Raw genomic sequence first — 25,011 nt, 5'->3', positions numbered from 1 at the left:
ATCAGGGCCGCTCGCCCAGGGCTGCCTTGGCGGCGTTCCATTCCTTCAGCATCACCCTGGCACCCCGGCTGTTGTTGGTCCGTACATGCTCGCGGTAACGCTGGTCATAGTAGCCGTTGACCCCGATTTTGCGGGCGTCCCGGTCCCAGGCGATGCGGGCGCAGTCCAGCTTTACGCTACAGGCCTTGCTGCAGCATTCGGCATCAGAGACGGGGGCTCCGCAGATTTTACAGGTCATGGCACAGGCTCCGGCAGGTGGGGCAGACAACAAAAAAACCGTTGGGCTCTGGCGCCGGACGGGCACGTCAGGATACAGGCAATTTTGGTCGCTATGGGGACTTTTCCTATGGTATCTACATCTGGCGTTTCCCGGTCCTTCAGGCTTTGACCCAGGCAGGAGGGTTTCGACAACTGCCACGTTGGACGTCTGTCGCCGGTCACGATCACTCTCGCCCTGGCAATTGTGTCATGGCACTGTTTCCAAAAGCCATTCCTGAGGAACACCAGCCATTATCGGGCAGTGGAAAAAAGCAGAAAAGAAAGGCAGCGCAATGAGTCCCGATGATGTTACACGTATCGAAGACGATGAGTTATCATTCTTTGATCTCATCTGCATTGCGTTCCGGCGGAAACGTACTTTCATTATTTCGATTTCAGTCTGCTTTGTGATGGCCTTCATTGCCCTCAGGTTTAACAGTCCCGAGTACACAGCCCGACTGATGATCCGCCCCCTGGCGGCAGAGGACAGCCTGTCGGCAACGCAGGGATTGTCACTGAGCGGTGGACTGTTGGGGCAAACGACGGATGAAAATATCGCCCTCTACATCGGCACGATGTCTTCTGTTGAAATGATGCAGCGGGCAATCAGTCAGCGCGGTCTGGCTCAGCTGGTGCAGCCCAATCTGTGGGATGCGCAGAAAAAGGAATGGATTCCGCCTTCCGGTTTGCTGGCTGCCGTTCGTTCGGGCCTGAACAGCCTTGTCGGCCGGTCCTGGACCCGTAATCCGGCAGACCCGGCAATTGTCGGGGGGCTTGTCAGCAAGATGATCACGGTCGATCGGGCAGACAACAAGTTGACCCCGAATATCTATGCAGTGGTGGTCAAGGCAAAAAGTCCGGATATGGCCTTGAATGTCCTGACCATTCTGCATGAAGAGACGATTTCCGTGATTCGGGAAAACAAGATTCGCAATGCGCAGGCATTGTTGAACGGGCTGCGCAAGCGGTATACAGAATCGACGGAAATTGCCTATCGTTCTGCCTTTCTTGAGCAAATCATGCGGCAGGAAAAACGCCTGTTGATGTTACAGGACCCGCAATATCCGATTATTGATCTGGTTGACCCGCCTTCTTTTGCATCTGCACCGCAGGTCATTCCGATTGCAATCGGTCTTGCCGCTGGTCTGATGGCAGGCTTTTTCATCGCCTTCATTCTGAATATTCTGCTGTACCTGTTTAAAGGGCGCAAGACGGCTGGCATCTGACCCGCCTGGAGCCGTGAGCGCAACAGTGGGAACCAACCACGACAGCTTGTGAACAAAGACGTGGAGCGCTGCTCCACACCTCGCCGGGGCCAGTCGGCCCCAGACCCCATTGATTTGATATTAAAAGAAAAAATGGGGGTTCGGGGCCTCAGGCCCCGAGCGGTTTCAGGCGGCAGCCTGCACTTTCTTGTCAACTGTCGTGTCCTGTGGTGTGAAACATGCTCACAGTTCCAACCTTTTGATCTGTCGCATTGTTTTTGCGAGAACCGGTTCCCGCTTTTCGCACGGTACGTTAATCCTCATCCTCTTGCCCCCGTTCGATCACCGCCAGCAACAGGCGGGTGGCGGTGCGGTCCTGCGGGTCGAGGTCAGCCACTTTGCGCAGGGCCTCCAGCCCGTCGTCATGGGCACCTTGTCGGAACAGCACGTAGCCATAAGCCTTCAGGGCATACAGAAAGAACCGTGGCTCGGCCTCGATATCGTCAAGCGGCACATCAAATGCCGCATCCGCTGGTGTGACCAGCCGCCAGTCGGCAGGCAGGTTCAGCTGCCGGGCGGCGTCCTCGACGCACAACAGGGCATAGGGGGCAGCCCGGCGTAAATCCTGCCGATAAAAGAAATACTTGTAATGTCCCAGCTTGACCGCCCGATGGTCCGCTGCCAGCCGCCATGCTTCGGCCAGCCATGCTTCGGCTTGCGGCGGGTCATGCCAGTGGGCCGCGGCCAGATGCAGGGCCTTTTCCGCTGCGCGGGGCAGATCGCCGCCATAGTAAATACGGTCAGTCCAGTCGCTGGAAACATCAGAGGTCACGGTACGGTTTCTCCGCCTGGGCAGCACGCGCAAAAGCGGTTGCGGTTTTGCGCATAACCACTGCGATGCAAAGCCATTGATGAAGGGCGGGGAGCAAGGGTACGGTACGTGAACCGCGCCAGAGTGCCAACCTGCTTTTGCGGGAGGGTATAAATTGCGGGTGGGAGTTAGTCGCAATTTCAGCTAACCATCTCCCAACCAAGGCGCCCGACCGGTCCTCTCAGGGCTGACGGGCACTGCCGCTCGCAGAACACCCTTGGTTCGTGCCATTTGTCCGGTCCTTCCGGACGCATCAAGGATCACACTCACATGCCCCCTAAAGCCAATCCGAAAAAGCTCAACCAGCTGCAGGCCAAGACCCTGACCATCCTGCAGGTTCTGGGGTCCAGCGACTCGTCGTGCCAGCGCGAACCGGAAACCGGGCGTCCGTTCATCACCAATTTTCCCGATGCCCACGGCCATCATTTCCATGTCGGTCCCTATGTGGTGTCCGGCGCCGATGCCACCGGCCTGCGCAACGAAGCCGTCTGGGTTGCCTTGCAGCGCAAGGGTCTGGCCGAAAGCCGTCACCCGTTCGGGATCGTGCTGACCGAAGAAGGGCTGAGCTATGACACCGGCCTGAAGTCCGTCGTCCTGCACGGCTCGGACCACTAACATGGAGCCGGTCGATCTTTCCCGCAGACCGGATGCCGATCGGCCGGCCCCGTCTTCCCGCAGGACCCCGTCTTCCCGCAGGGCAGCGATGGCGTGGTGCCTGTTCGACTGGGCGAATTCTCCGTTCGCCACCATCATCACCACCTTTATCTTTGCCACCTACTTCACCAAGGCGGTTGCCAGCGATCCGGCCACCGGCACCAGTCAATGGGGGTGGGCGGTGGCCACCGCCGGGCTGATCATTGCGGTTCTGGCTCCCTTGCTGGGGGCTTGTGTCGATCGGTTGGGACAACGCAAACCGTGGCTGGCGGGCCTGTCGGGATTGTGTATCGTCGCCACCGCCATGCTGTGGTTCACCACCCCTGATCCATCCTCGGTGGGTTGGGCGCTGGGCTGGTTGGTGCTGGCCACGGTCGGCTATGAACTGGGGCTGATTTTTTATAACGCGATGCTGACCGACGTGGCCTCTCCGCAGCGGTTGGGGCGGCTCTCGGGCTGGGCGTGGGGGCTGGGCTATCTGGGCGGTCTGACCGCGCTGGTGATTGCCCTGTTTGTGCTGATCAAGGCCGACACACCCCCCTTCGGGCTGGACAAAAGCTTACAGGAACCGGTCCGCGCGACGGTTCTGTTGACCGCCGCCTGGTTTACCGTCTTTGCCATACCGCTGTTTCTGTGGGTGCCCGATGTGCCCCGGCGGGAGTCCGTCCGGCAGGCCTGTCGCCATGCTGTGGCAGACCTGAAACACCTGTGGCGCGTCCTGCGCGCTCACCCGACCGTTTTGCGCTTTCTGTTGGCCCAGATGCTTTATACCGATGGTCTTAACACCCTGTTTGCCTTTGGCGGCATTTATGCGGCGGGCACTTTCGGGATGAGCTTTGACCAGATTATCCTGCTCGGCATTCTGCTGAACGTTTCGGCTGGGGCCGGGGCCTTTCTGTTTGGCTGGTGCGATGACACCGTTTTGGTGCCCGCCGGACCATCACCATCGCCCTGCTGGCCATCCTGCTGCTGGGCGGAACGCTGCTGGTGATCACGTCGCAGGCGATGTTCTGGGGGGTGGCCGTGTTGCTGGGGGTGTTCTTTGGCCCGGCACAATCCGCCAGCCGCAGCCTGATGGCCCGATTGGCCCCTGCCGAAGCGCGTAACGAAATGTTCGGGTTGTTTGCCCTGTCTGGCAAAGTCACCGCCTTTGCCGGGCCGATGGTTCTGGCATGGGCGACGGCGGCCACCGGCAGTCAGCGGGTCGGGATGGCGAGCATCCTGTTTTTCCTGCTGACGGGCCTGTTCCTGTTGCGGCGGGTTCCTGTCCGGTAACGCTGTGCTCTGGCGCAACCTGTTCAGAGCATTTTCAAGGTGACCGTCTACGGTCAACAGCCCGGAAAATGCGGCACTGAAAACGCTCTAAGTCACAGCTCTGGTCCTATGACCCTTGGGTACCGTATAAACGAATTTGTCGCTGTCGAGCTATCTGCCATAAAAAGATCAGAATATTCAGGACCCCGCCCGAGATGATGCCAGCGATTGCGCTCAATGGCAGGGCGGAAACTGGCTCGAGCGAAGATTTTACCGAGATAATGATGGGCTTGATGGTCATTGATATGATTGGTGTTTCTTCATAGGACAGGATCATTGCCCGTTGTTCGTGGTGTATGATCTCGTCAAGGACTTCCCTCTTCGTAATGACATTGACCTGCTCCTCGTATCCCGCCTTCATCATGCGAACGATATTCAGGGCGTTTTGTAACCGTGACTGGCGCATTTCATCGATGGTTGCCTGGTGCAGCACCTCGAGCACGCGCACCGCAACGGCGGCATCCTCATGGGCAAAAGTGATGTTGAGGAGACGGCCGTAACCGCGGATCAATGTCAGGGATTTTCGGATCTTGTCTGCCATGAACAGGTGATTTTCAGGGCCATTCGGGGGCAGGTTTCTCCCGATCAGCCTGTTCAGAAAATTCCGGATTGACGGCAGGACGCCGTCTGACTGTATCCAGCGTTCCTGGTGCGAATCCCACAGTGCCGGATACAGGATTCGGGACAGGCCATAGTGATCAATTGCCCGGTCAAAAACCCGCTGGGAGGTGAAGGTCTGGTAATACACCATCATGTCATCATTCAGACTGTATGATGGCCGTTTGATGGTGAGACCAATCTTGCTTTCCTGCAGGAAACGATCCTCTGGTCCGAGGGTGTCAATCGTGAATTGTGCGGTAAAGACTGGCGGGTTTCCTCGCATGTATACGATCGAGAGAGCCATAAAGACGATCATGGTAACAATGATCGTTTTCTTTCCACGGGTCATCAGTCTGAGTAATGACAGGTTCAAAGGTGTATCATCCCGTGTCGTCATGTCCGCCATTACGCTTCCTGCTTTTGCGCTCACTGCTCCAGACGTGAACCCACAGTACACGACAGTTGGATTCAAAGAGCGTGCTACCGCCCGAACCCGTTTGGGGCTTGAGGCCCCAAGCCCCCATTTTGTTTTGCCGCATTGTGCGTCGTTGCCCGGCGCAGAGTATCTGATTCAGCGTGAAACAAACAGCCTCGACGGTCAGGTGTCGGACAGCCTGTTACAGCAGTCTGCGCCTGCGTCTCGTCGTCAGGTCGCGGTGCGTGCTCCACGCTTTGCGGGCCATTCCAATTTCTGCCAGCAGGCGTTGACGATCCTTTGGCAGGGTTCCCGCCAGCGGCACGGTGTTGGAAACATGATTGGAACGGAAAATGATCGGGCGCTGGGGGTGAAGCCTGTCGATCAGCAGTTCCAGCTCCTCCAGCATCCCCTGATCGCTGCGCGGCAAAAAAACACCCCGCTCAACGCGCTGAAAGCGGGTGATAAAATCGTCAATCCGCTCTTCCTCCAGATGGAGTTGCAGGGTCGAGACATAGGTCGGGGCACAGGCGCTCAAAACCTCGGCGGTGCCCCGGATGTGGCGCTCCCAGTCATTTTCTCCTGACAGTCCCAGAATCACCGTCGCCGAGACCTTGATCCCGGCATCCCGCGCCTTGATCACCGCCGTCACGATGCCGTCGGGGGAAGCCCCTTTGGTGATCCGGCGCAGGGTAACGGCATCACCGCTTTCGATCCCGACGTACACCAGGGATAGTCCTGCCTGCCGCAGGGCGGTCAGCTCTTCGGGGGTCTTTTGCAACAGGTTGGCCGGAGTGGCATAGGCCGAAATCCGGCTCACGCCGGGAAACAGCCGCCGGGCAATGGCGCACAGGGCCAGCAAATGATCGGTTGGCAACGCAAAGGCATCGCCATCGGCGAGAAAAATTCGCCGGGCCTCGGGCCACAGGCGGGCGAGGGTCGTCAGATCGGCCTCTGCTTCGGCGAGGGAGCGGGCGCGGAACTCCTTGCTGCGATACATCGAGCAAAAGGAGCAGCGGTTAAAGCTGCAGCCGATCGTCACTTGCCAGATCAGGTTGTCCCCTTCTGACGGTGGCCGGAACAAGGGCATGTCATACAGCCGGTCGAACATGACCTGTTTTCCTTTTTTTGAGCGCACACTGTTGTCATGACAGATGTTGTCATGACACAGGGGGCAGCATGTCATCCTGACGCCGCAAGGTGACATGGAAACGGCTGCCTCTGCCTTCTTCGCCGTCGACCCAGATCGAGCCGCCATGGCGTTCGGCGATCTTGCGGCAGATGGCCAGGCCAATCCCGTTCCCCTGCGAGTCTTCGCGGGATTGCAAACGCTGGAAAATCAGGAAAATCCGGTCCCGGAAGGCTTCCCCGATCCCCAGACCATTGTCCTCGACGACCAGGTGCCACAAACCGCCCTCAAAACGGCACTGAATCATCACCACCGGCGGACGGTCTGGATGACGGTATTTCAGGGCGTTCCCGATCAGGTTCTGAAACAGGCGGATCAACTGTGCGCCGTCCCCCAGAACGGTGGGTAACGGGTCGCGGATGATGATCGAGGCCTGCGTTTCCTTGATCGACAGGTCAAGGTTGGCCAGCGCCGTTTCAATCACCGGGCTGAGGTCCGTTGGCCCCAGTTCCCGGCCCTGTGTCCCGATCCGCGACAGTTGCAGCAAGTCAAGGATCAGGCTTTGCATGCGGTGTGATCCCTCGATTGCATAGCCGATGAACACCTGCGCATCTTCGTCAAGCTGGTCGGTGTAGCGCCGCTTCAGCAAGGACAGGTAACTCGACACAATGCGCAATGGCTCCTGCAAATCGTGGGAGGCGACATAGGCGAACTGTTCCAGCTCGTGATTCGAGGCATTCAGGCGGTCAATGGTGGCCGACAGCCGTCCTTCGGCCTGCCTGCGGGCGGTCACGTCCAGTGCAATGCCGATGGCACCGTCTTCATGGTCCAGCAACAGATCACTTTCGGTACCGTTTCCGCTCAGGGGAAGGCCATGCTTGATATAAGGGCTTTCCGGGCGAGCCGGATCAAACACCAGCAAGTGTTCCAGCCACACCGTCTTGTGGGCAAAACGGCTTTGGCCTTCAAAACGAACCGTCTGCCCCTCCAGCGCCTGCTGAACCTGCGGGGCAAAGCCGGGGAACAGGTCGTCATAGCGGCGGCCAATCAGGGCGTCCCGCGTCAGCTTCAACTGCTCCAGCCCGGCCCCCAGCGCATCGGTCAGCACGCCAGAGCGGTTGATGCGATAAAGGACCACTGGCAGGGCCAGCAAACCCTCGACCAGCTTCTGGATTTCATTCAACCGCTGATCCAGCCGTTTTTGCTCACTGACATCGGTTTCGACGGCGATGAAGTGGCTGATGTCTCCGTCATCACCCCGCACACCCGAAATGGCGGCGATCATCCAGCGCAGATGGCCATCTTTGGTGCGGTTCAGCAGTTCCCCACTCCAGACCTTTCCTTTGGTGATGGTATCCCACAGCTCGCGATAGACGGCCTCCTGCATCAGGCCGCTTTTGATCAGCCGGGGTGTTTCGCCCACAACGTCAGTCCGGCTATAGCCCAGCATCTCGGTAAAGGCCTGATTGACGTATTCGATGCGTCCCTGAGCCGAGGTGATCAGGACCGCCGTTGGTCCCTGCTCCAGTGCCTGCGACAGCACCCGGACCTGTTCCTGCAACCGGCCGCGCCCGATCACCTGCCAGATCAGCCCCCCCATCATCGCCAGCACAACCAGCAGCAACACCGGCACGGAGACCAGCACCACCCGTTGATCATCATACCAGCCATTCAGCAGGGCATGTTCACTGCGGCCAACCACCACCACCAGTGGATAGCGGGATGATACCTGCCAGTGCAGGTCACCAAACTGTGCAGACAATGGCAGGATATCGGCCAGCCGACCGCTTTCGGCCCGCTCAATGGCGCCACTCAACACCGCCGGAACCTGCTTCGGGATTTCGATCGGCAGAGCCGCAGAAGCCCGTACGGCCAGGATCGGTCCATCATAGCGGGCCAGAATCACTTCCTCGGCAATGCCGCCCCGATCCTGCGCCACCACCGCGTCAAAGCTGTCCTGCACAAACCCCGGATTGATCGCCGCGACCGCATAGAATGTTTCCTGCTGACCGCTTGCCATGGTCACCTGGAACGGGTAGGCCACCGGGATCACTGACACCCCGACCGGGGCCACCCCGGCCTGTCCAAGAAAGCGCCCGGCGACCGACAGGCCGATTTGCAGGTTGCCCGCCAGAGCCCGCGGCGCCTGATCTCCCAGTCCCAGGGCTGCCAGATCAATCTGCCCGCCGACGGCCGCCGACGGCGCACTGTCAAACAGGACGACCCCCTGTTGATCAAGAATCATGATTTGCCGCACATGCGGGGCAAAGCGCATCATGTCCTGCGCCATCCCGGCAACGACGTCACCCCGAACGACCTCGGCATGCAAGGCCGGATGGCCGCCCAGATCGGCCAGCCGGTAGGACAGGGATGCCAGCAGTACGTCAATCGACTCGACCGAGCGGGTCATGCCCTTTTCCACCAGCTCGGCGGAGGACGCCAGCGTGCGGGCGCTGGCCGACCGGCTTTGCTGCAGGGCGGTCCACAGCCCGACCCCTGCCGTTCCCAGAATCATGGAAACAACCACCCCGGCAATGACAATCATGGAAAAAACAAAGCGCCGGGACAGGGAGCGCTCGTTCAGGCGGGGGGTCACGGCGGTATCCGACCTTTTTTGTTGTCAAGCTTCAGGAACGCGGGTTCACGACCGGGGTTGAGTGCGATCTGGTGTTACTTGACCATACCTTGTGGGGAATGATCCATCGGAACTTAGGATAACGACCTCCCGCCGAAGCGCAATTCAGATTTATTCATGTCTATGGCAAAAAAGACCTCCTTCGGGTATGGTCAAGGAGCTTTTTGTCCAGACCAACAGGATTTCTGCCATGCGCCTTCCCCTGCTTCGTTCTGTCGGCCTGCTGGCCGTCGTTCTGGCCGCCTCCGTTGGTATTGACAGTGCGGGAGCCAGGGCTGCCTCCCATCTGGACAGCATTCAGAAGAGCGGGCGCCTGCGGGTCTGCATCTGGCCGGCCTACTTTGGTATTACCTATCGCAATCCCCGCAATGGTCAGCTGGAAGGCATCGATATCGACCTTGCCCACCAACTGGCCAGTGACCTGAAGGTGTCGGCCGAGTTTGTTGACAGTTCGTTTGCCGATCTGGTGAAAAACCTGACCACCGACGCCTGCGACATCGCCATGCACGCCGTCGGAGTCCGTCCGGACCGGGCCGAGCACATGGATTTCAGCGCCCCCTATCTGGTCAGCGGTATCTATGCCGTTGCGCCCCGGACTCATGCCTCGATCAGGACCTGGGCGGATATCGACCAGCCCGGCCATGTGGTGGTGGTCCAGAAAGGCACCTACATGGAGCCGGTGATGCGGGAAACGCTGAAAAAGGCCCAGGTGGCGGTGGTTGAGGATTTCAAGCAGCGGGAGCAGGAGGTCGAAAGTGGCCGTGCTGACGTGTTCATGACCGATTACCCCTATGGTCAGCGCATGGCGACCCAAACGCCGTGGGCGACTCTGCTGGCTCCGCCGACTCCGCTGGCTCCGACGCCCTATGCCTACGCCGTCCCCAAGGGGGATAGTGTCTGGCTGGCGCGGGTCAATCAGTTTGTCAGCGATATCAAGCGGGATGGTCGCCTGACCACCTATGCCGAAAAGAACGGTCTGGCCCCGATCATCGCCCCCTGAGCCTTGTCAGGGAAAGATGCGGACAGGATGAAAAAGCGGTCAGCGACACGGTTTTTCATCTTCTGTCGCGGTCGCCATTTTGTTGCGTATGCAACAATCGCAACAGTTAGCCTGTCCAACTGTGGCAGCATGATCCACTGCTTCCCCTGATCGCCCGCTGGTTCCGGTTGCGACCAGGATCGTTCCAGCGGACTGTCGTTTCCGGTTGGACCGCAAAGGCCCGGCCAACCCAGCAGCCGGGCCTTGGTGTCTCATCGGCGCGCTTCAGAATGCCCTAAAATGCCGCACGGCCTGTGAGCGGATGCCCGCTCAGCTCGCTGATCAGGTGCGCAGAAAGAACCAGAACAGCCAGCAAAGCGAATGCAAGCAGCCAGCGCCAGGGGACCACCCACAAGCGGCCCGGCTGGTAAGGCGCACGCTCCTTGATGACGGCCAGAATCACCACTGTCAGGGCGATCCCCAAACCGATCATGGTCTGTGAACGATCCATTATTTACCCTCTTCTGTTTCCAAAAAAGAAATTCCAGGAAGTACTTGAATATAAACGGCAAAAAGATCAATTCTTTTGGGCAGGCAAACTTGGGTCAGGGCAGAGGAATGCTGCTCTGCAACACCCGATCCCTGTTTGTGCCCAAGGACTGATCTGCAGACGGGCCTCCCCCTTCCCCCCCAAACCGCCTGTCTGCACCAAGGAGAGTTATGATGGCCAAGAAGGCGGCAGCGACCAAACAGGATTTGATTGAACGGGTTGCCAGGATGGCCCGTGATCGCAACAAGGGCGCGCCGGGACACGATAACGCTCCGGCTCCCGGTGTGGTGGCCGAGGCTTTTGCCCGTCAGTATTACCGTGATGTTCCGCCCGATGACGTTGACGGGCGCGACCCGGATCAACTGTACGGCGCGGTGGCGTCGCTGCTGGCCTTTGCCCGCCAGCGTCAGCCGGGGGCGCCGAAAATCCGGGTCTTTACCCCCCGCATCGAGCAGCACGGCTGGCAGAGTGACCACACGGTGGTCGAAATCATCAATGACGACATGCCGTTTCTGGTTGATTCCGTTACTGCCGCGCTGTCGATGCAGGATGCCCAGATCCTGATGGTGATCCATCCGGTGATGCACATCCGCCGTGATGCGACCGGCGAGCTGTTCGACCTGCTGGAACCCGATGCCGACCTGCGCGGCGAGGTGCTGGACGGCATGGTGACGGAATCGGTGATGCACATCGAAATCACCGAGATTTCTGACCCGGCCCGCTTGCAGGCCATTCACCGTGACCTGGAAGGCGTCCTGTCCGAAAACCGGGCGGCGGTCGAGGACTGGGAACTGGTGCGCGGGAAAGTGGCGCAAGCCCTGGACGACATTGCCGCAACCGAGGCCGGTCTGGCCGTCGAAGATGCCGGTGAAGTCCACGAATTCCTCAGCTGGCTGCTCGACAACCACTTCACCCTGCTGGGCTATCGCAACCATGTGTTCGATCACCACAGCACCCCGGATGGTGCCGATGGTGCCGGAGGACAGTGGACGGTCAGCGTCAGCGATGGTCTGGGCATCCTGCGCGATGAAAGCCAGCTGGTGTTTGACGAGCTGCGCAACCTGTCCGGCCTGCCGGCCGATGTGACCGCCTTTCTGAACCGTCCGACCTTCCTGCTGATCACCAAGGCCAACCGCCGGGCACGGGTCCATCGGGCAGTGCATATGGATGTGATCGGGATCAAGCGTTTTGATGCCGAAGGCCGGGTGATCGGCCTGCACATGCTGGTCGGCTTGTTCACCTCCAACGTTTACACCAACAGCGCCAGCTTTGTGCCGGTCCTGCGCCGCAAGATCGAGCGCGTTCTGGCCCGCACCGGCACCCGCCCGTTCAGCCATGACGGCAAGGCGCTGCTGAACATTCTGGAAAACCTGCCGCGCGACGAGCTGTTCCAGGCCAGCGATGAAAAGCTGCAGGAGATGGCGGTCAGCATCCTGCACCTGCAGGAACGCCAGCGGACGGCGGTGCTGGTCCGGCAGGACGAGTTTGAACGCTTTGTTTCCTGTCTGGTCTATGTGCCGCGCGACCGTTATGACACCGCGCTGCGGCTGGCGATCAAGGGCATTCTGGAAAACGTCTTCCACGGCGGCCTTGACGCCTATTACACCCAGGTGGCCGACAGCCCGCTGGCCCGTCTGCATTTCATCATCCGCACCCAGCCCGGTCGCCTGCCGGCCTATGACGTGACGGCGATCGAAGCCCGCATCCAGCTGGCCGCCCGCGCCTGGTCCGACCACCTGGCCGACGCCATTCTGGCCGCCAAGGGCGAAGAGCAGGGCACCCGCCTGATCCGCCGCTATGGCGATGCCTTCCCGACCTTCTACGAGGAACAGACCTCGGCACAAGGGGCGGTGTTTGACATCGACCGCATGGAAGAGGCGCTGGAACAGGCCAATGCCGGCAACAGCCATCCGCTGGCGATGAACCTCTATCGTCCGCTGGAAGCCGACGACGATGCGGTCCACTTCAAGATTTATCACCCCGACAGCGCTGTCCCGCTGAGCGAAATCCTGCCGATGCTGGAAAACATGGGTTTCAAGGTGATCGGCGAAGTGCCGTTTGAAGCCTCGCTGGGGGCGGAAAAGGGCCATCCGGCCCGTACCGTCTGGCTGCATGACTTTGACATGCGCGCCGCTGACATCGACCGGGTGGACATTGTCACCACCCGTGCGGCCTTCCAGGAAGCCTTTGCCCGCGTGTGGAACGGCGAGGCAGAAAACGACGGCTTTAACCGTCTGGTGGTCGCCGCCGGTCTGTCATGGCGGGACGTGGTGGTGCTGCGCGCCTATGCCAAGTACCTTCGGCAGGCCACCTTTACCTTCAGTCAGGCCAGCATCGAAGCGGCACTGGCAGCCCATCCCGACATTGCCCGCACACTGATCCGCCTGTTCCATGCCCGCTTTGACCCGCATGGTGCCGGTGGCGATGCCGCGGTGTTCCGTCAGCGGATCGTTGATGCGCTGGAACAGGTCTCCAGCCCGGACGAAGACCGCATCCTGCGGCGCTTCCTGAACCTGATCGACTGCACCCTGCGCACCAACTTTTACCAGAAGGACGCCGAAGGGCAACCGAAGGGCTATCTGTCGTTCAAGATCGACAGCCGCAATGTCGAAGGCTTGCCCCTGCCGCGTCCGATGGTCGAAGTGTGGGTCTATAGCCCGCGCGTCGAAGCCATCCATCTGCGTGGCGGCAAGGTCGCCCGTGGCGGTATCCGCTGGTCCGACCGCCGTGAAGACTTCCGTACCGAGATCCTCGGCCTGATCAAGGCCCAGATGGTCAAGAATGCGGTGATCGTGCCGGTTGGCTCGAAGGGCGGCTTTGTGGTCAAGCGGCCCCCGACCGAGGGCGGGCGTGATGCGTTCATGGCCGAAGGCATCGAATGCTACAAGACGCTGATGCGCGGCCTGCTCGACATCACCGACAATCTGGTCAGCGGGCAGGTGGTGCCGCCGGTCGATGTGGTGCGTCTGGACGAAGACGACCCGTATCTGGTGGTGGCTGCCGACAAGGGCACCGCGACCTTCTCGGACATCGCCAACGGCATCTCGCTGGATTACGGCTTCTGGCTGGGCGATGCCTTTGCCTCGGGCGGCAGTCAGGGCTATGACCACAAGGCGATGGGCATCACCGCCCGGGGCGGCTGGGAAGCGGTGAAGCGCCATTTCCGTGAAATGGGCCGCAACACCCAGGCCGAAGACTTTACGGTGATCGGCATTGGCGACATGTCCGGCGACGTGTTCGGCAACGGCATGCTGCTCAGCCCGCACATCCGCCTGATCGGGGCCTTTAACCACATGCACATCTTTGTGGACCCCAACCCGACCGATCCGGCGGCGACGCTGGCCGAACGTCAGCGCATGTTTGCCCTGCCACGTTCGAGCTGGGCCGACTATGACCGCGCGCTGATCTCCGAAGGCGGCGGCGTGTTCGAGCGCAGCGCCAAGAAAATCCCGCTCAGCCCGCAGATCAAGGCCGCCTTTGGCCTGACGGTGGACGAGATTGCCCCCAACGACCTGATTCTGGCGATGCTGAAAGCCGAAGTCGATTTGCTGTGGTTTGGCGGCATCGGCACCTACATCAAGGCCGCCAGCGAAGCCGACTCGCAGGTGGGCGACCGCGCCAACGATGCCATCCGCATCAATGGCCGCGATGTCCGCGCCAAGGTGATCGGCGAAGGGGCCAATCTGGGGGTGACCCAGCGGGGCCGTATCGAATACGCCCGTCAGGGGGCTGGTGGTCGCGGGGGCCGGATCAACACCGACGCCATCGACAATTCGGCCGGTGTGGACTGCTCTGACCATGAAGTGAACATCAAGATCCTGCTGAACGGCATCGTCGCCGAAGGCGACATGACCCTGAAGCAGCGCAACAGCCTGCTGGTGGACATGACCGAAGAGGTCGGCCTGCAGGTTCTGCGCGACAATTATCTGCAAACGCAGGCCATCAGCCTGATGCAGAGTCAGGGCGTTGACCTGCTGGACCATCAGGCCCGCCTGATGCGGATGCTGGAAAAGTCGGGTCGCCTGAACCGCGCCATCGAGTTCCTGCCCGATGACGAGGAACTGGCCAACCGGCAAAAGGCCAAGCAGGGCCTGACCCGGCCCGAACTGGCGGTGCTGATCGCCTATTCCAAGATGTGGCTGTTTGACGAAATCGTGCAGAGCGATTTGCCCGATGATCCGATGATGGTCGAGGATCTGGTCAGCTACTTCCCGGCGCCGTTGCAGCAGCGGTTCCGCGAGCAGATCGGCGCACACAAGCTGCGGCGTGAAATCATCGCAACGCATGCCACCAACAGCATGATCAACCGGGTCGGCGGAACCTTTGTCACCCAGATCATCGAAAAGACCGGCATGCCGCCCGCCGACATTGCCCGCGCCTATCTGGTAGCCCGCGATGCCTTTGGGGTGCGTGATGTCTGGCAGGGGATCGAGCAGCTCGACAACGAGGTGTCGGCGGAACTGCAACAGGAAATGTTGCAGGAAACCAACCGGCTGCTGGAACGGGCTACCCTGTGGGTGTTGCGCCATGCTGCCCGTCCGATTGATATGGGCCGTCTGATTGCCGACGTTGGCGAAGGGCGCATTGCCCTCAGCCAGTGCCTGCATGAGGTCTGCCCGTCCGATCTGGCCGCCGCCATCGAAGCGCGGGCCACCCGCTATGGTCAGGCCAACGTCCCGTCCCGTCTGGCCAGTCAGGTCGCCGAAATGATTGTGCTGGCGTCAGCACCGGATGTGGTGCGACTGGCACAGGATCAGGCGGTGCCAGTGGCAACCGCCGCCCGCTACTTCTTCCTGGTGGGGTCTCGCTTCCTGCTGGGTTGGCTGCGTGGCTGTGCCGAAGGGGTGGCCAAGCATGGCAGCCACTGGGAGAAGCTGGCGATTGCGGCGGTCATTGACGAGCTGTATGCCGATCAGCGGGCGATGACTGCCGCTGTGCTGCAACAGGCCGGAGGCAGCCTGCACGACCCGCTGGCCGCCATCGAATCCTGGGCCGATATCCGCCGACCGGCGGTGGAACGGGCCGAGCAACTGATTGGGGAACTGCGGGCCGCCGTCGCTGTCGATCTGGCGATGCTGACCGTGGCCAGCCGCCAGTTCGGTACCCTGAAGGGGCATTAAAGCATTGTGCGAAAAGTGGGAACCGGCACGGTACACGACAGTTTGAAAACAAGAGCGGGCTGCCGCCCGGACCGGCTCGGGGCCTGAGGCCCCGAACCCCCATTTTTCTTTTATGATCAAAGGAATGGGGTCTGGGGCCGACTGGCCCCAGCGAGGTGTGGAGCAGCGCTCCACATCCTTAGAGCGTTTTCACACCGAGCGAAAACGCTCTCCCTTTTTAGGGCCGCATTTTCCGAGCCGTTGACCGGAGACGGTCAACTTGAAAATGCTCTAAGGACTTGTTATCCAGGCAAATACGTCGTCGCAGATGTGTCCATCTGCTCGGGATTTGCTCTAATGCGCCTCGGCCCAGGTGTCGGCCACGCCGGTTTCCACCACCAGCGGCACTGACAACGAGGCCGCACCTTCCATCACCTGCCGCACCAGCGCGGCAGTGGCGTCGGCCTCGGCTTCGGGGACTTCCAGCACCAGTTCATCGTGGACCTGCAACAGCAGCCGGGCCTGAAGGCCCGCTGCCTGCAAGGCGGCGGGCAGGGCAATCATCGCCCGCTTGATGATGTCAGCGGCCCCGCCCTGAATTGGCGCATTGATTGCCGACCGTTCGGCAAAGCCGCGCAGGGTGGGGTTCTTTTCCCCGATTCCCGGCGTAAAGCACTTGCGGCCAAACAGGGTGCGCACAAAGCCGTTCTTGCGTGCCTCGTCCTTGGTCCGCTCCATATAGGCGAGGATTTCCGGGAAGCGGGCAAAGTAGGCATCAATGAACGCCTGTGCCTCGCCACGGGAAATCCCCAGTTGCCGCGCCAGCCCAAAGGCCGAAATGCCATAGATGATCCCGAAGTTGATCGCCTTGGCCCGGCGGCGGATCATCGGGTCCATGCCGTCCATCGGCACCCCGAACACCTGACTGGCGGTCAGGGCGTGGATGTCCTGATCCTCGGCAAAGGCCGTGCGCAGGGCCGGAATGTCGGCCACATGGGCCATCAGGCGCAGTTCGATCTGTGAATAGTCGGCGGCGAGGATTTTATAGCCCGGCTCGGCGACGAAGGCGGCGCGGATTTTGCGGCCTTCCTCGGTGCGGATCGGGATGTTTTGCAGGTTGGGGTCCGACGACGACAGCCGTCCAGTCGAGGTGATGGTCAGGGCAAAGCTGGTGTGGACCCGCTGCTGCTCGTCCATCGCCGCAATCAGGGCGTCGGTGTAGGTGCTTTTCAGCTTCTGGATCGAACGCCAGTCCAGCACGCGGGCGGGCAGGTCGTGGCCTGCGGCGGCCAACTCTTCCAGCACTTCGGCGTTGGTGGAATAGGTGCCGGTCTTGCCCTTTTTGCCGCCCTTCAGGCCCATTTTCTCAAACAGGATCTCGGCCAGTTGCTTGGGTGAGCCAACGTTGAATTCTTCCCCGGCCAGCGCGTGAATCTGCTTTTCCAGCTCGACCATCCGGCCAGCAAAATCGTTCGACAGTTCTTTCAGATACAGGGCGTTGATCTTGATCCCCTGCTGCTCCATCGCAAACAGCAGCGGCACCAGTGGCCGGTCGAGCGTCTCGTGGACCGCGACCATTCGTTCGCTCAGCAGGCGCTCGCGCAGCAGCAGGTACAGGCGCAGGGTGATGTCGGCGTCCTCGGCGGCATAGGCCAGCGCCTTGTCGAGCGGTACCTTGTCAAAGGTGATCATCGACCGCCCGGAGCCACAGACCTCACTGAAGGGAATGGTGGTGTGCGACAGGTGCAGTTTGGCCAGTTCATCCATGCCGTGACCGTGCAGGGAGCCATCCAGCACGTAGGACAGCACCATGCTGTCATCGACCGGGGCAACGACAGGCACCGTCGTTCCATGCAGGCGATAGGCCCGCCGCAGGATGTGCAGGTCGTATTTCAGGTTATGGCCGACCTTCAGCACGCCGGGGTTTTCCAGCAGCGGGCGCAGGATTTCCAGCGCCTCGGCCAGCGGAATCTGGCGCGGTGGTGCCCCGCCGCCACTCAGCAGATCGCCTGCGCCGTCCGGGTTGACGTGGGCCAGCGGGACATAGCACGCCTTGCCCGGCGTCAGGGCCAGTGACACCCCGACCAGATCGGCTTTCTGGGTATCCAGACCGGTGGTTTCGGTATCAATCGCCACCATCGTTTGCGCCTGCGCCACCCACCAGCGCAGACGGTCGGCATCCTGCACCAGTTCATAGGCAACGTCGCTCGGTGCTGCACTGGCGGCAGCCTGCGGCGTGCTGGCCTGTGCGGCGGCCCGACCCTGCACCTGTGCCAGCAGGCGGCGGAATTCCATCCGCTCAAGGAAGGCAGACAGGTCATCAACCACCGGCACGGTCTTGGTGAACTGCTCGATGGTTTCGGCCAGCGGCACGGTGTCGCACAACGTCACCAACCGCTTGGACACCCGCGCCAGTTCGGCATTGTCCAGCAGGGTCTGGCGGCGCTTGGGCTGCTTGATGGTTCCGGCCTGTTCCAGTAGGGCTTCCAGCGTGCCGAACTCGCCGATCAACTGGGCGGCGGTCTTGATGCCGATCCCCGGCACCCCCGGCACGTTGTCGGCGGCATCGCCACACAGGGCCTGCACGTCCACCACCTGCTCGGGCGGGACGCCGAACTTCTCGATCACTTCGGCGCGGGTGATCGCCTTGTTCTTCATCGCATCCCACAGGCTGATGCGGTCATCGACCAGCTGCATCAGGTCCTTGTCGGAAGAGACCACCGTCACCATGAACCCCTGCGCCGCCGCTTGGCGGGCATAGGTGGCAATGATGTCGTCGGCCTCGTAGCCTTCCATCTCGATGCACGGCACGTTCAGTGCCCGCACCGCCTCGCGGATCAGCGGAAACTGCGGCACCAAGTCTTCGGGGGCAGGGGGGCGATGGGCCTTGTAGTCCGGGTAAAAGTCGTTGCGGAATGACTTGCGGGCGGCATCAAGGATCACCGCCACATGGCTGGCGTCGGTATCCTCGATCAGCTTCATCATCATCGAGGTGAAGCCGGAAACGGCGTTGGTCGGCGTCCCGTCGCGGGTGGTCAGCGGTGGCAGCGCATGATAGGCGCGAAAGATGAATCCCGAGCCATCCACCAAGAACAGGTGCTTCATACCGTTTCCCAATCAGCAGGGTAAAAAAACAGAAGAACAGCAGGCTACCGCCCGTACCCTTTCGAGGGCCAATGCTCCCGTTTTTTCTTTGATAATCGAATTAATGGGGTCTGGGGCCAAGACCTGTGAGCTGTAAAGCTTACAGGTCTTTCTCTTTGAAGTGTCGTATTGTTTTTGCGAAAACCGGTTCCCACTTTTCGCACAATACTCCGAAGGCCCCAGCGAGGTGTGGAGCCGCGCTCCACGATCCTGTGCCCCCGTGCCTTAGTGGGCGGCGCTGATCTTCGCACCCGGCTTCAGCACGAAATGCCTGGAGCAGTACGGGCAGACCACGCCGTCTTCGGCATCGACGTGCAGGTAAACCTTGGGGTGGCCCAGGGCGGGGGTTCCGCCATCACAGGAAACTTCCAGAGCTTCGACTTCGATGACTTCCTGCACCGGGGTAGTGGCGGCCTGCGACATTTGTTCCTATCTCCCAACAGACGACAGCCGGGGGCTGCCTGTAGTGTCCTGACCGGGTCCGGCATTGACCCATTCAGAGGCGGATGATACCCGGATACGTCCGGTAATCAACGCCTGACATCAGGGCATGGATACTGGATGGTGTCTTTCCCGCCCCGGCGTTTCCTTTTTAGACGATGGACCCCCCTGATGACCGCTTCCGCTCCTGCCTTTCCCGCCGATGCCATCCGCATTCGCGGCCTGTCGAAAACCTATGCCTCCCGCAATGGCCAGCCGCCGAAGCAGGCGCTGAAGGGTGTGGACCTGACCATTCCGCGCGGCAGCTTTTTCGGCCTGCTGGGGCCGAACGGGGCGGGGAAGTCCACCCTGATCAACATCATGGCCGGGCTGGTGAAGAAGACCGCCGGGCAGGTGGAAATCTGGGACCGTGATCTGGACCGCGACGAGCGGGGCGCGCGACTGGCAATCGGCATCGTGCCGCAGGAGCTGAACCTCGACCCGTTCTTTACCCCGCGAGAGCTGCTGGAAGTGCAGGCCGGGTTGTATGGCGTGCCGCGTTCCGAGCGCCGCACCGACGAAATTCTGGCCACCGTTGGTCTCAGCGACAAGGCCGACGCCTATGCCCGTACCCTGTCCGGCGGGATGCGGCGGCGGTTGCTGGTGGCCAAGGCAATGGTCCATTTTCCGCCCATTCTGGTGCTCGACGAGCCGACCGCCGGGGTGGATATCGAGCTGCGCCAGCAGTTGTGGACCCAGATCCGGGCGATGAATGAACGCGGCACCACCATCCTGCTGACCACCCATTATCTGGAAGAAGCGCAGGAGCTGTGCGACCAGATCGCCATCATCAACCACGGTAGCGTGGTGGCCTGCGAACCGACCGAAGCCTTGATCGGGCGGCTGGATTCCAAGACCCTGACGGTGATGCTGACCGAGCCGTTGGGCGACATTCCGCCTGCCCTGCAAGCCTTTGGGGCGGAAAAGGCCCGCCGTGGCAACGGGCTGGTGTTGCGCTATCGCCCGTCGGAAACGGCCATTGCCGAGATTCTGGCCGCCATAAGCGCTGCGGGCCTGACCATTGCCGACCTGACCACCGACGAAGCCGACCTTGAGGACATCTTCCTGCAACTGACCCGTAGCACCGCCGCCTAGAGCATTGTGCGAAAAGTGGGAACCGGTTTTCGCAACAACAATGCGGCATGAAAAACCCGGCATTGTGCGAAAAGTGGGAACCGGTTTTCGCAACAACAATGCGGCATGAAAAACCCGGCATTGTGCGAAAAGTGGGAACCGGTTTTCGCAACAACAATGCGGCAATACAAAAGACTAGACCAGCGTGCCTGCATCAGATTTAACGCACGCTGGTCCAGGCTGGTGCTATAACCCTGCCATTAGAGCAAATACGTCGTCGCAGATGTGTCCATCTGCTCGGGATTTGCTCTGGTTACCTTTTGGAAACCGTTCCGGTTCTGGTCAGGACACCACGGCGATGATTCTCTATCGATTGATATGTGCGGAAAAGCACACCTTTGATCAATGGTTCGACAACATGGCGGACTATGATCTCAAACGGGACCAGCAGGCGATTGTCTGCCCCGAGTGCGGTGATACCCACATCAGCAAGGCGCTGATGGCCCCCAGCCTGACCGGCTCGGGCGGGACTGTCGGGCGCAGCGAACCGGCCCATGCCTGCGGTGCCGAACCCGGTGCGGGCTGCGGTGGTTGCCCGGCGATGATGGGGTAATCAACGGGGTGTGGGGTGTGGAGTCATGCTCCACACCCCACACCCCGTTGATACCCTGATCACCCGTTCAGGCGACGGCACACGGCGTCGTAGGTCTCGACCTTGCTGATTGCCCCCAGCGTGGTCAGTGTCGGAGCCGAGGCGAAAATGCGCTGGGCTGCGCTCACCACACCATCGGCGGTGACGCCTTCGATGCTCTCAACCAGTTCTTCGGCGGTAATCGACCGCTGGTAGGACATGATGTGCCGGGCTGCCTGCTCGCAGCGGTTCGAGGTGCTTTCCATCCCCATCAGGATACCGGCCTTCAACTGGGCGCGGGCGCGGGCCAGTTCGTCTTCGGTCAGGCCGTCGGTCACCTTGCGGATTTCATCGCACATCACCGGGATCATCTCGGCCACGTCGTCTTCGCCGGTCCCGGCGTAGATGGTGAACAGGCCGCCGTCGGTATAGGCGCTGGCGTAGGAATAGATCGAATAGACCAACCCGCGCTTTTCCCGCACTTCCTGGAACAGGCGCGACGACATGCCGCCACCCAGCAGGGTGGACAGCACCGCCGCCGAATAGAACAGCGGGTCTTCGTAGGCGATACCGTCAAAGCCGAGAACCAGATGCACCTGTTCCAGATCGCGGTCCTGCCGGAAGTCGCCGCCCTTGTAGGCCGCTGCCGTCGGCTTTTGCGCCGGAGCCGTCCGCAAGGCGGTGAACTGGCGTTCGACCTGACGCACGAAGTCGTCGTGGTCGATGTTGCCCGCCGCCGTCAGCACCATCGAGCCGGTGGTATAGCGGCTCTGCATGTAGTCTTTCAGCACATCCGAGCTGATCGAGCGCACGATGTCGGGACGCCCCAGAACCGGCTGACCCAGCGCCTGATCGGGATAGGCGGTGTTCTGGAAGTAGTCGAAGATGATGTCATCGGGGGTATCATCCGCCTGATGAATCTCCTGAATCACCACCGACTGCTCACGTTGCAGCTCTTCGGGGTCGAAGGCCGAATGCTGCAGGATGTCAGCAATGATATCGACCGCCAGCGCGGCATCATTCTTCAGCACCTTGGCGTAATAGGCGGTGTGCTCGCGCGAGGTGTAGGCGTTCAGATGACCGCCGACGTTTTCGATTTCCTCGGCGATTTTCTGCGCCGACCGCCGTTCGGTACCCTTGAAGGCCATGTGTTCCAGCAGGTGGGAAATCCCGTTGACCTCGGGCGTTTCATGGCGGGTACCAACATCGACCCACGCCCCCAGCGACACGGTTTCCACCGTGCGCATGGTATCGGTCAGGACGATCAGGCCGTTGTCGAGACGGGTTTCAGCGACACTCATCGGGCAGCAACCTTTTCACGCACAAAGGCTTCCAGTCCGGCCACATCATTGGGCAGGACGGTAAAACGTTCCGGACGGTCGAACAGGTCGGCCATGCGGGGTGGCAGGGCCGGGTGGACGCCGCTGGCATCCTTGACCGCCGCCGGGAATTTGGCCGGGTGGGCTGTCGCAAGCGCCACCACCGGCACCGCCGGGTCCAGATCGCCGCGTACCGCCGCATCGACACCAATCGCCGAATGGGGGTCCAGCAGCTCGCCACAGCCCTGATACCACTGACCAATCACTGTTTTGGTCTGTTCATCGGACAGGCGCACGCCCCGGAACAGACGGCGGGCATCGGCCAGCGGCGTTCCTTCCAGCGCATAGGTGCCGCTTTGACGGAAGCGGTTCATCAGGCTTTCGACCTGTTCGCCATCGCGTCCGACCAGATCGAACAGCAGTCGTTCAAAGTTCGACGACACCTGAATGTCCATGCTGGGGCTGATGGTCGGATGGACGCCTTCCATGGTCATCGAGCCGGTTTCAAAGAAGCGGGTCAGGATGTCATTGCTGTTCGAGCCGATCACGAAGCGTTCGATCGGCAGGCCCATCTTCATCGCCACATAGCCGGCAAAGACGTTGCCGAAGTTGCCGGTCGGCACCGAGAACGCCACCGGGCGATCCGGCGCACCCAGCCGCAGGGCGGCCCAGAAATAATAGACCACCTGCGCCATGATGCGGGCCCAGTTGATCGAATTGACCGCTGACAGGTTGAATTCGTCGCGGAAGGCGGTGTGGTTGAACATCGCCTTCACCGCGTCCTGACAATCGTCAAAGGTGCCATCAACGGCAACACAATGAACGTTGGCCGACGGCACGGTGGTCATCTGCCGCCGCTGGACGTCGGACACCCGGCCATTGGGGAACAGGATGAAAATGTCGATGGCGTCGCGGTCGCGGCAGGCTTCGATGGCCGCCGAGCCGGTATCGCCCGAGGTTGCCCCGACGATGGTCACCCGCTCGCCGCGCTTGGTCAGGACGTGATCAAACATCCGGCCGAGGAACTGCAGGGCGTAGTCCTTGAAAGCCAGCGTCGGGCCATGGAACAACTCCATCAGCCACAGGTTGCCGTCGAGCTGCTTCAGCGGGGCGACCGCCTTGTGACCGAACACCCCATAGGTCTCGCGCACGATCCGCTTCAGGTCGGCTTCGGCGATCGTGTCTTCCACGAACGGAGCCATCACCCGCACAGCAAGATCTGCATAGGACAGCCCGCGCAGGGCTGCAATTTCACTGCGGGAAAACGACGGCCAGCTTTCGGGCACATACAGGCCACCATCCCGGGCCAACCCTGCCAGCAACACATCATCAAAGCCCAGAACCGGGGCTTTCCCCCGCGTGGAAACGTACTTCACCGACCGCACTCCAAACGTTCATGCCTTACAGCGCATAACGAGCGAACCGGCGATGTTATAGGGTATGGTGCCGTCGGGCAATCTCCGAGGCGGGGGCAGGGGGCAAAAGGGGGAAAAAAGCGATACCTCCGCTTTTCGTAATCTTTTAGACTGATGGGTGTAGGGCAGGGCGACAACAGGGGGGAGTTGAGAGGATGACTGTGGGGGTCCAGGATCCGTACCGCCTGCTGGGCGTTCTGCGGACGGCTGACGAACGGACAATCCGCTCGGCCTATCGCCAGAAGGTCAAGGATTGCCATCCCGACCTTCACCCCGGCGACCGGCAGGCCGAAGAACGCTTCAAGGCGCTGTCTGTTGCCTATGCCATCCTGAACGATGCCGACAAGCGCCGCCGCTATGACCGGGGGGAGCTGGGGCCGGATGGCACCGCACGGGCCCGCCAGTCCTCTGCCGCCAGCAGCGGCCCGGACTTTGGCGGCATGCGCGGCCACAACAAGCCCTTTCGCGATCCCTATCTGGATGAATCCTTTGACGAAGCGGATGATCCGGCGATCTGGCAGAGCCGGACACAAGGGGCGTCGCCCCACAGCCGGGATGATTTTGCGCCGCCGCCACCGCCCGCTGACGACGACCTGACCGACCTGTTCCGCGAGATTTTTCAGGACGGAGCCTCTCGGCCTCAGGCCGGGCGTGGCAGTGGCGGCAATGGCCTGCGCGGGCGCGATGTGCGCTATACCCTAACCCTCAGCTTTGCCGAGGCGTGTTATGGCACCCGCAAGCGCTTGCCGCTGAACACCGGACGGGATGTGACGGTCCCCATTCCTCCGGCCAGCGAAAACGGTCAGGTGATCCGCCTCAGTGGTCAGGGCCAGCACGGGGCGACAGCGGCGCTGGCCGGGGATTTGCTGGTCGAGTTGCAGGTTCAGCCGCACCCGTTCTTTACCCGCAAGGGACTGGACCTGCATGCCCTGCTGTCGCTCAATCTGGCCGAAGCCCTGCGCGGGGGCCGCATCACCATGACCGGGCTGCGCGGGCAACTGGCGGTGATGGTTCCCGCCGGGATCGGTAACGGGCAGGTGCTGCGGGTCAGCAAGCTGGGACTGCGGGCCGGAGAAATGACCGGCGACCTGTACCTGACCATTGCCGTCGTCCTGCCGCCCAATGCCGACGACGCCTTGACCGGCTTTGTCTCCGACTGGATCGACCGCAATCCCTATCACCTGCCTGGCCGTTGATCTGATCGGGTGCCTTGATCTGTTGGCATCCGTGCCCCATCTT

Annotated in this window: 19 protein-coding genes; 9 read left to right on the top strand and 10 right to left on the bottom strand. The window is 61.1% G+C overall.

Features of this window, described 5'->3' with window-relative positions; genetic code table 11:
- Position 1: 1 nt before the first annotated feature.
- Entirely contained in the window at positions 2-238 is a 237-nt protein-coding gene (locus BW995_RS04275; RefSeq protein WP_076398986.1) for a hypothetical protein, read from the bottom strand.
- A gap of 313 nt (positions 239-551) precedes the next feature.
- Here BW995_RS04275 and BW995_RS04270 point away from each other — a divergent pair, with 313 nt between their 5' ends.
- Positions 552-1,484: a Wzz/FepE/Etk N-terminal domain-containing protein gene (locus tag BW995_RS04270; protein ID WP_076398985.1), complete on the top strand. Its 933-nt coding sequence runs from the start codon at positions 552-554 to the stop codon at positions 1,482-1,484.
- Between the two features lie 292 nt (positions 1,485-1,776).
- On the opposite strand, the gene BW995_RS04265 is transcribed toward BW995_RS04270, so the two are convergent.
- Positions 1,777-2,295, bottom strand: a complete 519-nt coding sequence (locus BW995_RS04265) for a tetratricopeptide repeat protein (RefSeq protein ID WP_076398984.1) — start codon at positions 2,293-2,295, stop codon at positions 1,777-1,779.
- Positions 2,296-2,604: 309 nt separating this feature from the next.
- Here BW995_RS04265 and BW995_RS04260 point away from each other — a divergent pair, with 309 nt between their 5' ends.
- The 3 genes from BW995_RS04260 to BW995_RS21280 all read left to right on the top strand — a co-directional run bounded on the left by BW995_RS04260 (position 2,605) and on the right by BW995_RS21280 (position 4,263).
- On the top strand, positions 2,605-2,949 hold the full coding sequence (locus BW995_RS04260) for a hypothetical protein (RefSeq protein ID WP_076398983.1): 345 nt from the start codon (positions 2,605-2,607) through the stop codon (positions 2,947-2,949).
- Positions 2,950-3,037: 88 nt separating this feature from the next.
- The gene (locus BW995_RS04255) at positions 3,038-3,979 is read left to right on the top strand and encodes an MFS transporter (protein ID WP_322099111.1); all 942 of its coding nucleotides are present in this window, start codon (positions 3,038-3,040) and stop codon (positions 3,977-3,979) included.
- Positions 3,928-4,263: an MFS transporter gene (locus BW995_RS21280; protein WP_322099115.1), complete on the top strand. Its 336-nt coding sequence runs from the start codon at positions 3,928-3,930 to the stop codon at positions 4,261-4,263. Before BW995_RS04255 ends, BW995_RS21280 begins: the two co-directional genes overlap by 52 nt.
- Before the next feature lie 106 nt (positions 4,264-4,369).
- Here BW995_RS21280 and BW995_RS04250 read toward each other — a convergent pair whose 3' ends face one another.
- The 3 genes from BW995_RS04250 to BW995_RS04240 all read right to left on the bottom strand — a co-directional run bounded on the left by BW995_RS04250 (position 4,370) and on the right by BW995_RS04240 (position 9,042).
- Entirely contained in the window at positions 4,370-5,308 is a 939-nt protein-coding gene (locus BW995_RS04250) for a Wzz/FepE/Etk N-terminal domain-containing protein (RefSeq protein ID WP_076398982.1), read from the bottom strand.
- Positions 5,309-5,519: 211 nt separating this feature from the next.
- Positions 5,520-6,428: a B12-binding domain-containing radical SAM protein gene (locus tag BW995_RS04245; RefSeq protein WP_076398981.1), complete on the bottom strand. Its 909-nt coding sequence runs from the start codon at positions 6,426-6,428 to the stop codon at positions 5,520-5,522.
- Positions 6,429-6,477: 49 nt separating this feature from the next.
- Complete coding sequence (locus tag BW995_RS04240) at positions 6,478-9,042, bottom strand: ATP-binding protein (RefSeq protein WP_076398980.1); 2,565 nt, start codon at positions 9,040-9,042, stop codon at positions 6,478-6,480.
- 229 nt (positions 9,043-9,271) lie between these two features.
- Between BW995_RS04240 and BW995_RS04235 the strand changes: the two genes are divergently transcribed.
- Positions 9,272-10,081, top strand: a complete 810-nt coding sequence (locus tag BW995_RS04235) for a substrate-binding periplasmic protein (RefSeq protein WP_139332756.1) — start codon at positions 9,272-9,274, stop codon at positions 10,079-10,081.
- Positions 10,082-10,355: 274 nt separating this feature from the next.
- Here BW995_RS04235 and BW995_RS04230 read toward each other — a convergent pair whose 3' ends face one another.
- Positions 10,356-10,571 (bottom strand): hypothetical protein, encoded by a 216-nt coding sequence (locus BW995_RS04230; protein WP_076398979.1) that lies wholly within the window; start codon positions 10,569-10,571, stop codon positions 10,356-10,358.
- 212 nt (positions 10,572-10,783) lie between these two features.
- On the opposite strand from BW995_RS04230, the gene BW995_RS04225 reads away from it, so the two are divergent.
- Positions 10,784-15,730 (top strand): NAD-glutamate dehydrogenase, encoded by a 4,947-nt coding sequence (locus BW995_RS04225; RefSeq protein WP_076398978.1) that lies wholly within the window; start codon positions 10,784-10,786, stop codon positions 15,728-15,730.
- A gap of 333 nt (positions 15,731-16,063) precedes the next feature.
- On the opposite strand, the gene polA is transcribed toward BW995_RS04225, so the two are convergent.
- Both polA and BW995_RS04215 read right to left on the bottom strand, forming a co-directional pair.
- Positions 16,064-18,814, bottom strand: coding sequence for a DNA polymerase I (gene polA / locus BW995_RS04220; RefSeq protein ID WP_076398977.1), 2,751 nt, complete (start codon positions 18,812-18,814; stop codon positions 16,064-16,066).
- Positions 18,815-19,078: 264 nt separating this feature from the next.
- Positions 19,079-19,276, bottom strand: a complete 198-nt coding sequence (locus BW995_RS04215; RefSeq protein WP_076398976.1) for a zinc-finger domain-containing protein — start codon at positions 19,274-19,276, stop codon at positions 19,079-19,081.
- 189 nt (positions 19,277-19,465) lie between these two features.
- Here BW995_RS04215 and BW995_RS04210 point away from each other — a divergent pair, with 189 nt between their 5' ends.
- Complete coding sequence (locus BW995_RS04210; protein ID WP_076398975.1) at positions 19,466-20,428, top strand: ABC transporter ATP-binding protein; 963 nt, start codon at positions 19,466-19,468, stop codon at positions 20,426-20,428.
- Positions 20,429-20,765: 337 nt separating this feature from the next.
- The gene (locus BW995_RS04205) at positions 20,766-21,020 is read left to right on the top strand and encodes a DUF1178 family protein (RefSeq protein WP_076398974.1); all 255 of its coding nucleotides are present in this window, start codon (positions 20,766-20,768) and stop codon (positions 21,018-21,020) included.
- 59 nt (positions 21,021-21,079) lie between these two features.
- Here the strand turns inward: BW995_RS04205 and BW995_RS04200 are convergent, their stop codons facing one another.
- Together BW995_RS04200 and thrC are read right to left on the bottom strand one after the other, a co-directional pair.
- Positions 21,080-22,339: a M16 family metallopeptidase gene (locus BW995_RS04200; protein WP_076398973.1), complete on the bottom strand. Its 1,260-nt coding sequence runs from the start codon at positions 22,337-22,339 to the stop codon at positions 21,080-21,082.
- Entirely contained in the window at positions 22,336-23,733 is a 1,398-nt protein-coding gene (gene thrC / locus BW995_RS04195) for a threonine synthase (RefSeq protein WP_076399583.1), read from the bottom strand. Before thrC ends, BW995_RS04200 begins: the two co-directional genes overlap by 4 nt.
- A 194-nt stretch (positions 23,734-23,927) precedes the next feature.
- Here thrC and BW995_RS04190 point away from each other — a divergent pair, with 194 nt between their 5' ends.
- Positions 23,928-24,968 (top strand): DnaJ C-terminal domain-containing protein, encoded by a 1,041-nt coding sequence (locus tag BW995_RS04190; protein WP_076398972.1) that lies wholly within the window; start codon positions 23,928-23,930, stop codon positions 24,966-24,968.
- The last annotated feature ends 43 nt before the right edge of the window (positions 24,969-25,011 follow it).

It is taken from the genome of Insolitispirillum peregrinum (assembly GCF_900156605.1).
GTDB classification, from domain to species: domain Bacteria; phylum Pseudomonadota; class Alphaproteobacteria; order Rhodospirillales; family Rhodospirillaceae; genus Insolitispirillum; species Insolitispirillum peregrinum.
Note: the sequence above shows the minus strand (reverse complement) of the source record. Positions and strands in the feature narration are given on the sequence as shown.

Coding starts and splice junctions, on each gene's coding strand:
- BW995_RS04275 (WP_076398986.1), bottom strand. CDS start 238: ATGACCTGTAAAATCTGCGGAGCCCCCGTCTCTGATGCCGAATGCTGC.
- BW995_RS04270 (WP_076398985.1), top strand. CDS start 552: ATGAGTCCCGATGATGTTACACGTATCGAAGACGATGAGTTATCATTC.
- BW995_RS04260 (WP_076398983.1), top strand. CDS start 2,605: ATGCCCCCTAAAGCCAATCCGAAAAAGCTCAACCAGCTGCAGGCCAAG.
- BW995_RS04255 (WP_322099111.1), top strand. CDS start 3,038: ATGGCGTGGTGCCTGTTCGACTGGGCGAATTCTCCGTTCGCCACCATC.
- BW995_RS04250 (WP_076398982.1), bottom strand. CDS start 5,308: ATGGCGGACATGACGACACGGGATGATACACCTTTGAACCTGTCATTA.
- BW995_RS04245 (WP_076398981.1), bottom strand. CDS start 6,428: ATGTTCGACCGGCTGTATGACATGCCCTTGTTCCGGCCACCGTCAGAA.
- BW995_RS04235 (WP_139332756.1), top strand. CDS start 9,272: ATGCGCCTTCCCCTGCTTCGTTCTGTCGGCCTGCTGGCCGTCGTTCTG.
- BW995_RS04230 (WP_076398979.1), bottom strand. CDS start 10,571: ATGGATCGTTCACAGACCATGATCGGTTTGGGGATCGCCCTGACAGTG.
- BW995_RS04225 (WP_076398978.1), top strand. CDS start 10,784: ATGGCCAAGAAGGCGGCAGCGACCAAACAGGATTTGATTGAACGGGTT.
- polA (WP_076398977.1), bottom strand. CDS start 18,814: ATGAAGCACCTGTTCTTGGTGGATGGCTCGGGATTCATCTTTCGCGCC.
- BW995_RS04215 (WP_076398976.1), bottom strand. CDS start 19,276: ATGTCGCAGGCCGCCACTACCCCGGTGCAGGAAGTCATCGAAGTCGAA.
- BW995_RS04210 (WP_076398975.1), top strand. CDS start 19,466: ATGACCGCTTCCGCTCCTGCCTTTCCCGCCGATGCCATCCGCATTCGC.
- BW995_RS04205 (WP_076398974.1), top strand. CDS start 20,766: ATGATTCTCTATCGATTGATATGTGCGGAAAAGCACACCTTTGATCAA.
- BW995_RS04200 (WP_076398973.1), bottom strand. CDS start 22,339: ATGAGTGTCGCTGAAACCCGTCTCGACAACGGCCTGATCGTCCTGACC.
- BW995_RS04190 (WP_076398972.1), top strand. CDS start 23,928: ATGACTGTGGGGGTCCAGGATCCGTACCGCCTGCTGGGCGTTCTGCGG.